Genomic DNA, 15,460 nt, shown 5'->3' with positions numbered 1-15,460 from the left:
GTTACTACAGTGGATTTTATAATGATAGGCATAAAAAGTATAGTGTCCGTAGCAGTCTTAATTCTAAGAAACAGAATATACATAAGATAAATAAAAGCAGCAATTGCTAAACATAACAAAGGGAAAATGAATTTAAAGAACTCTCGCCAAGTTATTTTCATTATAATCCCTCACTAAGATAAATTTTCATCATCGATCATACTATATCGATAATATAAGATTTTTTTGTATTATGCAACTAATAATGAATTGAACCTTATTACTATTGATGTCTTTTGTATCATGAATTACATCAGGATAAGCAAGTACCTTTCCATCTTTTTGTACTGTAGGCAAAGAATAAAAGACTTCAGGGCAGCAGTTGTAATCCTTCAGAAATTCAGGAACTTTTTGTGTTTTTTTTAATGGAGCGATGATAACTGAACACTCTTGATTTCCGAGTATTGTGCAGCTAAATCTGTTATCCCATTGAGTAGGTTCATTTAAAGGTAGGTTTACGGTAATTTCTTGTATCTTTGACGATTCTCTAATTATTAAGATATTTTCTCCATATTTTCTTATTTTGCACCCAGAAAGTGTACAGTTAACATTACTATCCTTTTGCAATATTTTATTAAATATCGCAATAAGGCTATTGTACCTTGGTTTATAATGTTTACTGGCAATTGCCATTATAGAGTAAAGAAGAAGCCTCAAGGCTATTTCCTCTGGCAATTGATAAAATTCACTTAGTTTAATTTCAATATAACCAAGATCATGAACATTAACACAGTCATTAAATGCAAGGCGTGTGTAGTGCATCAACGCTTTTGCAGCTCTTTTCATATGAAGGGCTGTGAGGCATATTCGCTCTGTTAAAATCTCTTGATTGTCACTTGCTTTAAGTAAGCTACGGTATAAAGTTCGCCTGTATTTTAAGTTATAGTTGCTTCTATCTTCGATCCATTTTAACCGGTGAAGCTTAGCGTACTTTTCTATTTCACTACGACTAAAATTTAACAATGGCCTAAATATATAAATACCATTTAAGAAAGATTTGTAATCCATTGATGATAATCCATCTACGCCACTACCTCGCTCCAATCTTAATAAGAACGTTTCTGCTTGATCATCTTTGTGATGAGCAACGAGCAAACATTTAACATTATTGTTTTTACAACACTCTGCTAGTAACTTATATCGTGCTTTTCGTGCCTGTAATTGAATATTACCTTTAATATTTTGCTTCTCCCAATTTAATATGAACGATTCCTTTGCTCCAAGTTCTTTTGCATAACTTGTAACAAAATCAGCTTCTTTTTGAGACTCTGAACGTAACCCATGATTTACTGTTAATGCTATAGGAAGTGAAAGCTTGTTTTTTTTTGCCCAGTTAGTCATTAAGTGCAGTAAGACTATACTATCTACACCACCTGATACTGCAACTGCGATTTGGTTGTAGAAAGCAAAGCTATTAGCTATATTTTGAAATAATAACTCTAATTTCATTATGTTTCTTGATGGCAAGATAGTCTCTACGTCATACAGCGACTTATTTGTTGTATATATAGATCCCGCTAACAAGCAGCGGAATTGCTCTCTTTTGTCATCCCAGTGCTTGACACTGGGATCCAGGTTTTAATGCAAGAAACTATTTCTTTATTCCAGAAAATGAAAATTCCACTCTACGATTTTTAGCATGCTCTTTTTCATATTTAGAATTTCTAGAATCATCTTTTACATTAACCAAAGGCTCAGTTTCACCCTTAGAAGCAGTTTTTATTCTGTTTTCTATGTAGGGTGCACAACTAACCATAAATTTTTTAGCTGCATCTGCCCTTCTAGCGCCTAGCGCAAGATTATATTCATGAGAACCACGGTTGTCAGTATGACCAGTTAAAGTAACCTTCGCGTCAGGGTTATCTTGTAACACCTCCATTATGTTAAGTAATGCATCTGCGCTTACTTCAGTAATACTAGATTCATCATAACCAAAGAAAACTCTTTTATCACCTATCTGCTTAACAACAGAATTCATTTTATTTGTTGTATTTGCTCCTTTTTTTGGGCAAGAACTTACACCAGTAAGTAGCAAACAAAAACAGCACATTATAACCAGTCTACTCCACATTACTAAACCTCCATAAATTTTAAAATAGTGCGTAACTTTAATTTCAGTAGCTAATAATCTCTCCATATTGTAATATAGTCAAGAGAAATAAAATACTAAATACTTTTTCTACACCCTTACAATTAATTTTCTTATAATATGCTGGACTCTGAGTAGAAAAATCCAATAAAGGAATAAAAAGTACAATTTTTTATGTACTTTAAGCAAATATACTTTTAACTTTATTATTAATCTATTACGATATTAAAGAGATGTTTTCTAAAATAATGAACAAATTATGAAATCTTATAAGTTTTTAGAGGAAGTATTATATAGGGTAAAGAATATCGAAAATACGCTAAAAGTACTAAACCAAAGCCAATTGAATATAGAGGACAAAGTTGAACAAATGAGTCTTCTAGAAGAAATCAGACATGAAATTATCTCTCATGATGCAATAAAGGAATCATTAGCAGATGCTCTTGGTAACAAAAAAAGTGCAAATACTCAGCAGCTAAAGTTAATAGAGAGAATACATAAAAGCAACAGTGCTGTTCCTATTGATTTAGTAAAGTCTTTATCCAAAGCTAAGGTTGAATGCCAAAATTTATGGAAACTATCTCATTCTGAAACCAGTAACTTAGAAAAACTAAAAGAACGTTTTACTGATTTAATCACACTCATTCGCGAAGTAGCTTCTATAAAATCGCAGCAATTAAAATGCTCAAAATACGACTCACTGCTTGCTGACTATGACTCTGATATCACAGAAAAGAATATAAGGGAAGTATTCCCCAAGGTAGGCAAATTTTTTAGCGAAAATGTGGATGAAATAATTGAAAAGCAGAAAAAGGATAAGGTTACTAATATACAAAGAGTTGCTACTCAGAAGCAGATTGAACTTGGCTCGTTATGTTTACAGCAAATGGGTATTGCACTAAATGAGATTCGTACTTCTTATTACTACCCTATAGATTATGATGAATCTGATTTTTGTTATGGTTTATTTTCACTTTTACGGCATAGTGGTTATGCGATTTATCAAAAATGTTTAGCGCAAAATTCTATAAGTAGCCCAATTACGAGACATGTTATGTATGAAACTCAAGGGTTATTCATGGAAAGGATGATTGGAACATCCAGAGAATTTATTGAGTTCATTCAACCACACATAAAAGAGAAATTTGCTATAAAAGGCAAAACTAATAGCAGTGTTGAAAATTTGCACTTGGTTTTCAATGAAATAAACCTTTCCTCTTCTTTAAAGAACGCAGATGAATTTAGTCTGTTAGCTCATATTATGTTGAGAACTAGGTTAGAACAGGATATAATAAATGGTACACTGGAAGTTAAGGATCTGCACGATGCGTGGCTGGAAGGTATGAAGCACTATAAAATTCCAGTAAAAGCTAAAAATGAGCTGGACACTTATTTTCAAGATGAATATTGGGCAAGCGGTGTTATGGGCTACTTTCCTATAAAAATTATTGCTTTAATTGCTGCTGTGCAGATTTTCTCTTTCGTTAAAAAGAATCATTACGAATCATTAAGTGCTATAATAAAAGGAGATTTTAGTTTACTTATCAGTTGGTTATCTCAAAATATATACAGTGCAAAGTGTGGCCTGGAACTGCTAAAAAAAGTAACAGGCAAGGGTTTAGACGTTGAGAGTGTTACTTACTACCTATCTGAAAAGTATAATTTGTCTCAATAAATGGTTTTCTTGAGTTATGTATGAATTTTGTTCGAAAATTGACCGGAAAGTTTTATAGCCTTTTTACTTTCAAAGGTTTGTTTGCTAGCGATATTGCCATAGACCTTGGTACTGCAAACACTTTAGTTTATCAGAAAAATCAGGGAATAGTGCTTGATGAGCCTTCAGTTGTAGCAAGAGTAAAAGAAAAAGGAAGCTACGTTCCTTATGCTTTTGGTAAAAAAGCTAAAATGATGCTTGGAAAAACGCCTGGAGAAATAGAGGCGATAAGGCCCTTAAAGGATGGAGTTATTGCTGATTTTAAAAGTGCGGAAGAAATGCTAAAATATTTCATACGCAGTGCAAACACAAAATTCACTGTTAATAAACCTAATATTATCATATGCGTTCCATCTGGATCCACGCCAGTTGAAAGGCGTGCTATACAAGATGCAGCAGAAAGTGCTGGTGCAAATGAAGTATTTTTGATTGAAGAACCAATGGCTGCAGCAATCGGAGCTGGGCTCCCAGTTACTGAACCTGAGGGTTCTATGATCGTTGATATAGGAGGCGGTACAACTGAAGTTGCAATTATTTCTTTAGGCGGAATTGTTTATTCACGTTCTGCCAGAGTAGGTGGCGATATTATGGATGAAGCAATAAAATCGTATATTCGTGAAAATCATAAGTTATTAATCGGTGAAACAACTGCTGAAAAAATTAAGAAAAACGTAGGTTCAGCCAGTCTGCCAGGTGAAAATAACAAAGAGGGAATGATAATTAAAGGCAGGGATTTAGTGAGTGGCATGCCAAAAGAAATGCTTTTATCAGAATATCAAGTTGCAGAGAGTTTAATAGAGCCTGTACATCAGATAATTTCTGCTATTAGGACTGCACTGGAGAGCACTCCACCTGAACTTTCTTCTGATATAGTCGATAGAGGAATAATTTTATCCGGTGGTGGTGGATTATTGCGTAACTTGGGCAAAGTTATCAGTGAAACAACAAAATTACCAGTTCGTGTTGCAGATGACCCACTTTGTTGTGTTGCCTTGGGTAGTGGAAAAGTGCTTGAAAACATGGATTATTTTGGCCATGTTTTATTCAAGCAAGATTAAATTGTTTTTGAAGGTAGTTTATCGAATTGTTTTGATGGAATTATGTAATATAAATGAGATCCCAGTGTCACGCACCAAGTAATTTGAAGGCAACTTCCAGCAGGAAAGGGTGTCATCCGAGTAGCTGACACTGGGATCCAGGAAACTTAATTACAAATAAATATGCTGTTTTAATGAATTTGCATAAATAGACACTAGATTCCAGTGTCAGCTACTTTCATGACATCATCTACTATGTAAATTGCCCCCAAATCAAAACGTTTGCACAGTTGTATGTTGGAATGACACAAGATTTGCGTTTATAAATTAAGGCGATTATGCTAAAAGAATTTAAAATTGAACCTCTGCTAAAAGATAGAGCTCCGCACCAGACCAAGGCTATTGTTGCAATGTCCGGGGGAGTTGATAGCTCCGTTGCTGCAGCACTGCTATATAACTTTGGGTACCAGGTGATAGGTGTGACTCTTCAACTCTATGGCACCGACGGTAATGCTAACGCAAGAAAAGGTGCATGTTGTGCTGGACAGGATATTTACGACGCTAAGCGCGTGGCTGAAAGTGTTGGCTTTCCTCACTATATTTTAAACTACGAGGAAATATTCAAAAAGGAAGTAATAGAGGATTTTGCAAGTACCTATATGCGTGGGGAAACTCCCATACCATGCGTAAGATGTAACCAAACGGTAAAATTTCGTGATCTATTGCAAGTTACAAAAAATCTTGGTGCGGATGTGCTTGTAACAGGACATTACGTGAGAAGATTAGAAAAAAATGGTGAGGTAAAGTTGTGCAGAAGCATTGATAAAAGTAAAGATCAAAGCTATTTTCTATTTGCTACAACAAAGGAGCAGTTGAAGCTTTTGCGATTTCCACTAGGTGGGTTCTATAAAAGTGATATAAGAAAATTAGCAAAGTATTTCAGCTTACAAATTTCTGAAAAGCCGGACAGTCAAGATATATGCTTTGTTTCCGAAAGCTATAGTAAAACAATAGCTAAATTAGCTCCACAATCTGTACAGAAAGGTAAAATAGTGGATGTTAATGGAAAAGTGCTAGGCGAGCACAGTGGCATAGTAAATTTTACAGTGGGGCAAAGAAAGGGCTTGGGTATCGCACACAATGAACCTCTTTATGTGATAAAAATTAATACAGAAAATAATGAGGTTATAGTAGGTCCGATCAACGCATTAATGCAAAAAAAAATATTGATCAAGGAGTTAAATTGGTTAGAACAACCAAAGGAAGGTATGGAAGTAACTGTGAAGCTGAGATCATCACATGCGGGAAGTTTAGCAACAATACATTCAACTGACGAAAAAAATAAAGCCTGTGTCATTTTAAACGACGATTACTTTGGCATCAGTCCAGGTCAAGCCTGTGTGGCATATAAAGGTGAACAAGTTATCGGTGGAGGATGGATATGCTCTTAACTGGGTGGCTTAATTTTTTTATGCAGAATGTAAACGTACAATAATATTTATTGCTATTTTACCCTATATCGCTTATACTATAAAGTAGAACATTATAGGTTTTAGCAATGGTTAAGGAAGTTGAAGAACTAATAAAAATTGTTGGTAAGGGTAATTTATTAGAGACTTTGTTTATTTTTTTAGGTGGCTTTCAACATGCCGACTTAGATCGTAGTATGGACTGCAGAAATCATTTTGGTTTGTCTGCATTCATTAAAAAAGAGGGGGAGCCATTAGATGAATATTTTAACTTAAAGTTTAGTCTACAAGGGCTGTTTTTAATTTATGCTCAAGCTTATAAGATACTTAGTGAAAACAACAACCTGAATACTAAAGATGTCATAGATAAAATATATAAAGTTATTAAAGGGTCTGAGTTAAATAGAGATATAAATGAAGTAGTAGAAGTAGATGGAAGTAAATTAGATTTACTTAACATCTTAGCAAATCCAAAGAGAGAAGCAATATTTAAAACAGAAAAAGATTTTGAAAATAAAGTACTTATTGGTGTTAGAAAGTTACTAAATGAAAAAACTACATTAAACAAATATGACAGAGAATTTGCATTAAATAAGTGCATTATCAGCAGCTATTATTCCATTCATGACATAAAAGCAGATAAAGATATAGCATTGTTCTTTTCTTTGGGTGGTCACTATAAAGAACTTTCGTCATCTAACAAAACAGTAAAAAGAGAAGTATTAGAGATATGTGAGAATCAGTTAATAGCGCATTATACAATGTTCTTAGCTAAAGCACTACATATGATCAAGTTATCAAGTAGAGATAAATATACAATCGACCATGAGAATGTGGATCGACAAGAGAAAGAATTAAAAATGGATGGATTAATATATCCTATAAATACAAAAAACACCCTAGAGCAACTGTTAAAAAACCAAAATAGTGATGAATTTGAACAATTAGTAACGAGCCCTAAAAATATATACTACTCAGTGCCACAAGAAGAGAATAAATGTAGGCCAAATTTCATTGTCAGCAAGAAAAAAGAAAAAGACCATAAAAACACAGTCTGTAAACTTATTTTGGGTATGTTTGTATTATCTGTTGGGTTATATGTTGCTGATTATTTCCTTATGGAGCAAAAATTGTTCAACTCAATAAAAAATGTTTTGCCACAAGACAACCTTACTAACTTGATAGTTGGTGCGGTGCTTACTATTGTAATAGTATATGCTTTATTTCAATTATCACAGAAACCACCACTTTCAACAGTCAATGGAATGACGAATGAAAATTTAGAATCGCTCCATGCAAAACAAGCTTAGAACTACATAAATGTAGCAACTTAAAAGTACATATTGTATAATGCTTATTCTTAAGTTAAGAAGGTAATTTATGGATTTAAGTAAAATAACAGCGGTACCAAATGCGGTGAATGTGGTAATTGAAATAAGTGCAAATGCTGAGCCTGTAAAGTATGAATTTAATAAAGAGCTTGGGTTGTTACAAGTTGACAGATTTTTGTCTACCTCAATGACTTATCCTTGCAATTATGGGTTTATACCAAATACCTGCGCAGGTGATGGTGATCCTGTGGATGTTTTGGTGCTAACTCAATTTCCCTTAGCATCTAGTGTTTTAATATCGGTGCGTCCAATAGGCGCATTACTCACTAAAGATGAAAAAGGAGAAGATGAAAAGATATTAGCTGTGCCTGTTTCCAGTGTTGATAGCTATTATGACAATATAAAGGACTATTCTGACTTATCTAAAAACCTACTAGATAAAATTGCTCATTTCTTTTCTCATTATAAAGATCTAGAAAAGGGAAAAACGGTAGCAGTTGGAGAATGGGTTGGTGTAGAAGAAGCAAAGAAAATCATTGAAAAAAGCAGAAATTAGTTTTTGTTGATTTATAGCTAAAGTGGCTTAGGTTTGCCTACAATTTGAAAAACAACAAATTCGTCATTCCGCTACTTGTTAGCGGAATCTATGCTGAGATACCGCGCACAACTGTACGAACATTCATTCTTGAAGGTAAACTGCACAGCAAATGGTGTCATTCCAGTGCTTGACACTGGAATCCAACCTTGCCGTAATCTCATCAAGAACGTTGTGTTTTAACATAAGACCAGCCACTTTTATGCTTACCAACTTAGTGCCCAATCAAAATTCCTGGATCCCAGTGTCTGGGCACTGGGATGACATTCTTCTGGTAGGCTCAAATTGTAATGTTCGTACAGTTGTGGAATGAATTGCGGTATGACGTAGGGAAACCTTTCTTGGGTTAGCTATAGATTTTTGTACCACAGATCTAAAAATTACAGTTGTTCGGAAAAATGTTGCTGTTAAAAGCATTAGACAGGCGGTAGAGGTCTTGGTATTATATAATCTTTAGGTTCTAAATTTGGAAGGGTGGCCGAGCGGCTGAAGGCGGCGGTTTGCTAAACCGTTATACGATTGAAAAGTCGTATCGAGGGTTCGAATCCCTCTCCTTCCGTATACTGTTTTAGCACGGTCTGAATTCGCTATATTGGCATGTTTTTAGCCTGTTTACCTGATCTTGTTGCAATGGTTTTTATTTCCGTCTTTGCTTAGATAGCTATTAAAAAGTTGGCTAGCGTTGACTCAGTATTTATTATAGAATTGGTTGTTAACCTTACTTATATGCATAAAATACTAATTTTACTGTTGATAGTGTTGCCACTTAGGTTGCTTGCAACCGAGATTGAAATTGTTGCAGATGTAAATGGTGAGCCAATTTCAAATTTAGATATCGAAAAACGCATCAACTTTATAAATTCATTGTTTGGCACTCAAAGTGTTAATCAAAAAGAAGCAAAACCTCAAATTCTTAGGGAGCTAATAGACGAAATTATCATTATCAATGAAGCACAGAGGCTGAATATAAAATTGAGCAACGAGGAGTTAGATAATGCTATCATATTATTTTTAACCCAAAGTTTTAAACTTAAGGCTAATGAAGTTGATCAATACATAAAAAAGCATAATATAGATCTTAGTATTTTAAGAAAACAAATAAAATGTCAGTTACTATGGAGCAAAATTATTGAAGTAAGAATTGTGCCATTTATTAATATAAGCGATAAAGAAGTAGATGATGTAAAAAGGCAAACAGAAAAGCCGGATTATCTTATCACGTTCCAAGAGTTTATAATTCCTGATCAAAAAGACAAGGATGTTTATGGCATAGCTGAAGATTTAGTAAAAAAATTACGTAATAGTAATAACCCGGAATCTCCAATAAAGATGCGTAAAGCAACAGTTAATTTAAGTCAGCTCAAAGATAAACTTAAGAGCGTTTTAGAAAGACTAGAAACCGGCGATATAGCAGGTCCATTCAGTTTCAGTGAAGGTTACTCTATTATAAAAGTCATAGACAAGGTACAACTTAATTATGCACTGCTGGAAAGCACTTTAAAATTAAAACAGATTGTGGTTGAGGGTTCAGAAAGTTTATTGGATAATTTTCAAGAGCAAAAGGTCAATTGTTTAAATTTTGACAAATTAGCAGATGATTTTAAGTTGCCAAACGCAAAAGAGTTTGAAATAAAAATGCGAGATTTAAATCCTGATTTACAGATTTTATTTAGTAAAACAAGTGTGAATGAAATAGTAGAATTAAGAGAAAATGGCACTGCAAAGTTAATGATGTTGTGTGATATCAAGAGTAATGCAGCGGATATAGAAGCAATTAAACAGCAGATGTACCAACAAAAGATTATGATACAAAGCAACTTGTTATTAGATGATATGCGTAAAAATTCAGCTGTCAGTTATCGGTATAGTTGAAGTCAGAGAGTGTCCTTGTCTCTGTCTTTGTGTACGAAAATTACTTTGTTCTATAAAATTTCAAAAAATTTGAACAAATATAGTTAAAATAGCACATGAAGAATATAATGCTAATTGGTGGTGGAGTTGGAAATGCAGTATTATTTTCGATAGGGAAGGCGTGTCTTGAAAATAATAATAAGGTTTTGTACTTTGCTGGCTATAAGAAATTAAGTGATGTATTTAAACGAGCACTGATAGAGCGTGCATCAAATGCAGTAGTTTGGGCATGTGAAGAAGGATTGATAGAAACAAGCAGAGATCAAGATAAATCCTTTCATGGTAATATAGTTGATGCAATAGTCTCTTATCAACAAGGAAGATTAGGTATTAATTTAAACACTATAGATAAAATTATCACTATTGGTTCTGATAAAATGATGAAAGCTGTGAATGAAGCTAGAAAAACAATTTTAAAGCCATATCTGAAGTCAAGTCACATAGCAATATCGTCAGTTAATTCTCCTATGCAGTGTATGATGAAAGAAATCTGCGCTCAGTGTGTTCAGCAACATATAAATACGGAAACAGGAGAAAGGAGTTTTGTTTATAGTTGCAGTAATCAAGACCAGGATATGGAATTTATTGACTTTGATTTTTTAAGTGAGCGCTTAAAGCAAAATAGTTTACAAGAAAAACTCACTGCGAAATGGATAGATCATGTTCAAAGATATTAAACAGCACAAAAAGGAAATAAGAGAGCAATATAGAGCTATAAGAAAAGATATTGATGAAAGTTATTCCAGTTATGCGGCAAGTTCCCTTATTAATCTCTTTAATCAGAACTTAAGTTACGTTAAAGGCAAAACAATTGCGGCTTACGTTCCAATGGATGGGGAAATAAATGTTGTCCCTTTGATGTGTCGTTTGCTCTATTTAGGTTATAAAGTAGCAATTCCTGATAAAAATCAGTTGCTAAGATTTGAGGGATGGAACGAAACAAATGAAGATGTAATTCCCGACACAATCATTACTCCTGTTGTTGCTTTTGATGATCATTTTAATAGATTAGGTTTTGGCGGTGGTTGGTATGATACAATGATAAAAAAATTACGGCCGCTTGGAAAAATATTTATAGGTGTAGCCTATGAGAAACAATATTGTAAAGATTTACCTGTAGAAAAACATGATCAAAAATTGGATATTATAATCACTGAGATGTGTGTTAGATGTGGAGGTGGATTGCTCAAAAAAGTGGATAGAAAGGAGTAGCGTAACCCCACTTTCTGATAGTAATTTTTGCGTCAAAACGCTCCTCAAATGCATCAACCCGGTCCTGTGATTCCTTCTTCACTCACTCGTTCAGCACTTGAACTACCTAATTGAGAATCTGGCTTCATTTCCTGAGCTTTCTCATTAACTTTTTGTTCTACATCTTCTATTTTACCGTTACCAATAGCCATAATTGCAGGTTGAAATTTATTTATAAGATCATTAAGTGCTTTCATATCTGCTACATGAGTACTGAGGCCCTTTTCCAGAAGTCTGCTCATATCATCTTCTGAAAAATTTTGAATGGTTCCATTCTTTACTAACTCTTGTATAGCAGATCGCTGCCTTTCATTTTGAAGCATTTCTAATATTTTTTTCCCATCATCAAGACCTTTTTTAGCGTCAACGCCTTCGTTATCTTTAAGACTAATGTTTGCAATAGTTTCAAGCACGTTTGTTCTTAATCTACTAAAGTTATTCTCTCTTGCTTGAACTGTAGGTAATTTATCTATTAAATCCTTATATGAACTTTTCACTGCTTTTCCTGCTTCAATCGCTCCTTCTTTTATTTTTTCCCCTGCCTTTCCTATACCTATTCCTACATAACGCGCTCCAATAGCTACAAGCGCTATTAATGTAGCAAGCACAATAAGCGGAGAAAATTCTACTCCCAATACTATTGCTGTAGAAGCTATTCCAATTTTTTTATTTGCAGATGCTGATTTAAAATAATTGACTAGATTGTCCAGCGGACCTTTATTATTATTTATAACATTACTTATTGCTTGCTGATTAACAGATTTTAACGCCTCTTCTATTATTTTTGAGTCAACGTTTTCAGAAGTTAACCCTTTAAGTGCTTCTTCAATGAATTTTATAAATAATTCTTTGTTTACCTCCTTTTGCAAGCCTTGGTCATTAATCGCTAAACCTAAATCTTTGAGATTCATCCCTTTAACTTGTTCTGATAGGGCTTCAAACAACTTCCCTTTTTCTTCCTGTGGGAATTGTGCGATGCTTTCTATTATATCTGAAATAGCTTTTCTTAGTTCTTGGTAGTCAGTTTCATTATCAAAGAACTCAGCCACATTTTACTCCATTGACTGTAAATATGCCTAATTATACATACTAATTATTAATTATATCATAATTGATATAACATACCCCTTTCCAAATATAGAATTTGTATTAAAATATCTAGATTATATGAAATCAAGGTACTTTATGGGTGAAAAAAAATTAAAAGCTGCTGTGATTTTATCAGGGTGTGGTCACCTTGACGGTGCAGAGGTAAGAGAAGCGGTTTTAAGTCTGCTTGTGCTTGATCAGCAGGAAGTGGATGTTAAATGCTTTGCACCTGACATCAATATCACACAAGTTATGAATCATAAAACAAAGGAGGCAGTGAAAGAAAAAAGGAATGTACTTGTAGAAGCAGCAAGAATCGCAAGAGGCGAAATATATGACTTAAAAGAAGCCAAAGCTGAAAATTTTGACATGCTAGTCGTACCTGGTGGATACGGGGTTGCGAAAAATTTATCTGACTTAGCTGAAAATAAAGACATGGTGACAGTAATGCCTGAATTTGAAAGATTAGTTTCAGAATTTTTTGTCACAAAAAAGCCAATAGGAGCAATATGCATATCTCCAGCCGTAATTGTTTCAATTTTAAGTAGCAAGATAGGTAAAGAAGAAAGTGAGATTAAGGTAACTATAGGAGATGACAAAGAACAGTTGATAGAGAAGCTTGGCGGCAAACACATAAAGTGCGATACAGGGTTATCAATAGAAGACGAAGAGTATAATGTATTTTCCTGTTCTGCTTATATGCGTAGCGACGAAAGTACATACTCTGTATATCAAGGGATAAAGCATATGATTGACAGTATGGTAAAAAAAATTAACAAAAAAACTAAACAACCATTCCTCTAAGATGTAGTAATTTAGACTTCCTTACACAATTAACTGTTGAACTTTACATTCCTAGCTGTATTATGGTTATATAGCTAAGAGACCTAGGTTTACTGACTATTACTTGTTAGTGGTATGGCGTAGGGCTGCACTAGCTATATATATTTAGCTCTTTTTTTATAAACGTAAGGTATTTTATATGTCAGACCTTTTCTATATTGAAACTACGTGTTGTATGGACGGTCAGTGTGATGTCTATACAGGGGAAGTGAGTTTTAATGATGTTATGTTAGGCAAGTTCAGTCTAAATTCGTGCAGCGGGAAAGAAGCTATGATAAATCTAGACGTTATTACATTCGATATTAATATCGCTATTGATGGTCAAAATGGAAAGACAATAGAAAGAGACCTTAAAGGTCTTGAATTTGTAACTAAAGATGATGGTTCTTGGTATATTAATAAGAATTTTGGTAATGATAGATTTGAAGTTATAGTAAAGCAATCATAATTTTACATCTCAGGTGTAACATTTAGTATAGGTGCTATTCTATTTATAATGTTCTTTACTATAGGCGCAGCAATTATTCCCCCGGTATGGTGTATCCCTTGAGGTTCATCAATAGCAATTAGCACTATATACCTTGGGTCAAGCATGGTTAGCACTCCTATAAATGACGCTATGTTTGCATCTTTGCTATATTTACCATCTACAACTTTTTCCGCCGATCCAGTCTTTCCCCCTATTGAATATGCCTTTATTTTTGCTCTGCTGCCAGTGCCATCCGTTACTGCTGCGCGTAATAATTTTCTCATTTCCCTGGAAGTTCTTCTTGAGATAATTTGCTCTCCTATACTTCTCTTATTCAACATCAAGGTTGCGTTATGAAATACCCCATTGTTGATTAATGCTGCTGCAGTTTGTGCAAGATGTATAGGAGTTACAGCTATGCCATAACCATAAGATGCTGTTATTAAAGTGTTTTCACTCCATTTATCCGGGATTATCGGTGTAGATTTTTCTGGTATTTCTATTTTCAAAGGAGAAAATAGCTTCATAGCTTTAAAGTATTCTACTTGTTTTTCAATACCTAATTTAACTGCAATTTTTGCTGCACCAATGTTGGATGATTTCACAAATATATCTCGCACAGTGATTTCCGGAATCTTAAATTCATGAAGATCATAAATTTTATATTTCCCAATAGTGATTGGCTTTGACACGTCATATAAATCATCAATTTTTACAACGTTTGCATCAAGCGCTGCGGCTATTGTAAAGAATTTTAATACCGACCCCATCTCATACACCCCAAGACTGGCGCGATTAAACTTTTGTACGTCTTCTGCCTTATTCTGTAGGTTGGGGTTAAAATCAGGCAGACTGACCATTGAGATGACTTCACTATTTCTCACATTTAAAACAATTCCTACTCCGCCGAGTGCCTGATATCTGCTTACAGCTTTAGTTAGCTCTTCATGCACTATGCTTTGCACTCGTGTATCTAAGGATAGTTGAATACCCTGGTAAGGTGTTATTCCAGCGCGTAATGCTGGAATCCACGTATTTTTTTTCTGGACCCCAGTGTCAGCTACTTGGATAACAGAATGTTGTTTGTTTTTACTTATATATGCCTCAACTCCTGCAATACCGTTGCCATCTATGTCAGTGTAACCAAGCACGTGTGAAAATAAATTACTGTGAGGATATATACGTTTTACATCGTTATAGAAGTTTATTCCTGGCACGCCGGCATTTTTTATTGTTAACAGTTCTTTTGGAGTCAAGTGCCGCTTTACCCAAGCAAATTTCTTTTTTGAAGTAAGTACTCTATATGAATTCTCGTATTCAAGATCATTCAAAATAGAACACAGTTGTGCTGCTATACTTTCCGGATTCTTTACTTTGGTTGCATCTGTATATAGTGATGTTGTGGGCACATTTGTTGCTATTACCACTCTATTTCTATCTAAAATATCAGGTTGTTTATATACTGTATTATCTTTTCTAAAATTTTCTGAAGTAGTAGGTTGATCAAATGTTAAAGAGAATATGCGAAAAATAATTATTATATAAAACGTAAATAATGGTACTATAAAACACAGTGAGCGGAGCTTATTTTTAAGTAATGCTTGCATATTTACTTGATTTGAC

The 15,460-nt window shown here is 34.1% G+C and carries 14 protein-coding genes and 1 tRNA gene; 11 read left to right on the top strand and 4 right to left on the bottom strand.

What is annotated here, in order from left to right; all coding sequences use genetic code 11:
• Nucleotides 1-201: 201 nt before the first annotated feature.
• On the bottom strand, nt 202-1,488 hold the full coding sequence (gene tilS, locus ABWU38_RS02910) for a tRNA lysidine(34) synthetase TilS (RefSeq protein ID WP_264688043.1): 1,287 nt from the start codon (nt 1,486-1,488) through the stop codon (nt 202-204).
• A gap of 142 nt (nt 1,489-1,630) precedes the next feature.
• Nucleotides 1,631-2,110, bottom strand: a complete 480-nt coding sequence (locus ABWU38_RS02905; RefSeq protein ID WP_353272820.1) for an OmpA family protein — start codon at nt 2,108-2,110, stop codon at nt 1,631-1,633.
• Between the two features lie 277 nt (nt 2,111-2,387).
• Between ABWU38_RS02905 and ABWU38_RS02900 the strand changes: the two genes are divergently transcribed.
• From ABWU38_RS02900 to ABWU38_RS02860, 9 genes are all read left to right on the top strand, one after another.
• Nucleotides 2,388-3,803 carry a carboxypeptidase gene (locus ABWU38_RS02900; RefSeq protein WP_353272444.1) on the top strand — a complete coding sequence of 472 codons (1,416 nt, stop codon included), beginning with the start codon at nt 2,388-2,390 and terminating at the stop codon, nt 3,801-3,803.
• A 20-nt stretch (nt 3,804-3,823) separates the two neighbouring features.
• Nucleotides 3,824-4,900: a rod shape-determining protein gene (locus ABWU38_RS02895; RefSeq protein WP_253309829.1), complete on the top strand. Its 1,077-nt coding sequence runs from the start codon at nt 3,824-3,826 to the stop codon at nt 4,898-4,900.
• Nucleotides 4,901-5,217: 317 nt separating this feature from the next.
• Nucleotides 5,218-6,330, top strand: a complete 1,113-nt coding sequence (gene mnmA / locus ABWU38_RS02890) for a tRNA 2-thiouridine(34) synthase MnmA (protein WP_253309830.1) — start codon at nt 5,218-5,220, stop codon at nt 6,328-6,330.
• Between the two features lie 107 nt (nt 6,331-6,437).
• Complete coding sequence (locus ABWU38_RS02885) at nt 6,438-7,658, top strand: hypothetical protein (protein ID WP_353272443.1); 1,221 nt, start codon at nt 6,438-6,440, stop codon at nt 7,656-7,658.
• Nucleotides 7,659-7,728: 70 nt separating this feature from the next.
• A complete protein-coding gene (gene ppa, locus ABWU38_RS02880; protein WP_182183735.1) occupies nt 7,729-8,235 on the top strand; it encodes an inorganic diphosphatase in 507 nt (168 codons plus the stop codon).
• A gap of 507 nt (nt 8,236-8,742) precedes the next feature.
• Nucleotides 8,743-8,833 (top strand) — tRNA-Ser (locus tag ABWU38_RS02875).
• A gap of 167 nt (nt 8,834-9,000) precedes the next feature.
• Entirely contained in the window at nt 9,001-10,146 is a 1,146-nt protein-coding gene (locus ABWU38_RS02870) for a SurA N-terminal domain-containing protein (protein ID WP_264688035.1), read from the top strand.
• A gap of 95 nt (nt 10,147-10,241) precedes the next feature.
• Nucleotides 10,242-10,862, top strand: coding sequence for an oxidoreductase (locus ABWU38_RS02865; RefSeq protein ID WP_253309835.1), 621 nt, complete (start codon nt 10,242-10,244; stop codon nt 10,860-10,862).
• Nucleotides 10,846-11,397: a 5-formyltetrahydrofolate cyclo-ligase gene (locus tag ABWU38_RS02860; protein ID WP_253309836.1), complete on the top strand. Its 552-nt coding sequence runs from the start codon at nt 10,846-10,848 to the stop codon at nt 11,395-11,397. Before ABWU38_RS02865 ends, ABWU38_RS02860 begins: the two co-directional genes overlap by 17 nt.
• 53 nt (nt 11,398-11,450) lie before the next feature.
• Here ABWU38_RS02860 and ABWU38_RS02855 read toward each other — a convergent pair whose 3' ends face one another.
• Nucleotides 11,451-12,347, bottom strand: a complete 897-nt coding sequence (locus ABWU38_RS02855; RefSeq protein WP_410542162.1) for a hypothetical protein — start codon at nt 12,345-12,347, stop codon at nt 11,451-11,453.
• Nucleotides 12,348-12,621: 274 nt separating this feature from the next.
• On the opposite strand from ABWU38_RS02855, the gene elbB reads away from it, so the two are divergent.
• Both elbB and ABWU38_RS02845 read left to right on the top strand, forming a co-directional pair.
• Nucleotides 12,622-13,329 (top strand): isoprenoid biosynthesis glyoxalase ElbB, encoded by a 708-nt coding sequence (elbB, locus tag ABWU38_RS02850; RefSeq protein ID WP_253307279.1) that lies wholly within the window; start codon nt 12,622-12,624, stop codon nt 13,327-13,329.
• Nucleotides 13,330-13,507: 178 nt separating this feature from the next.
• Nucleotides 13,508-13,816 carry a hypothetical protein gene (locus tag ABWU38_RS02845; protein ID WP_253307278.1) on the top strand — a complete coding sequence of 103 codons (309 nt, stop codon included), beginning with the start codon at nt 13,508-13,510 and terminating at the stop codon, nt 13,814-13,816.
• Between the two features lie 2 nt (nt 13,817-13,818).
• On the opposite strand, the gene ABWU38_RS02840 is transcribed toward ABWU38_RS02845, so the two are convergent.
• On the bottom strand, nt 13,819-15,444 hold the full coding sequence (locus ABWU38_RS02840; protein ID WP_353272441.1) for a peptidoglycan D,D-transpeptidase FtsI family protein: 1,626 nt from the start codon (nt 15,442-15,444) through the stop codon (nt 13,819-13,821).
• Nucleotides 15,445-15,460 lie beyond the last annotated feature (16 nt).

This window comes from Wolbachia endosymbiont (group A) of Urophora cardui, assembly GCF_964028435.1.
Taxonomy (GTDB): Bacteria; Pseudomonadota; Alphaproteobacteria; order Rickettsiales; family Anaplasmataceae; genus Wolbachia.
This window is presented reverse-complemented; position numbering and strand designations above follow the sequence as displayed.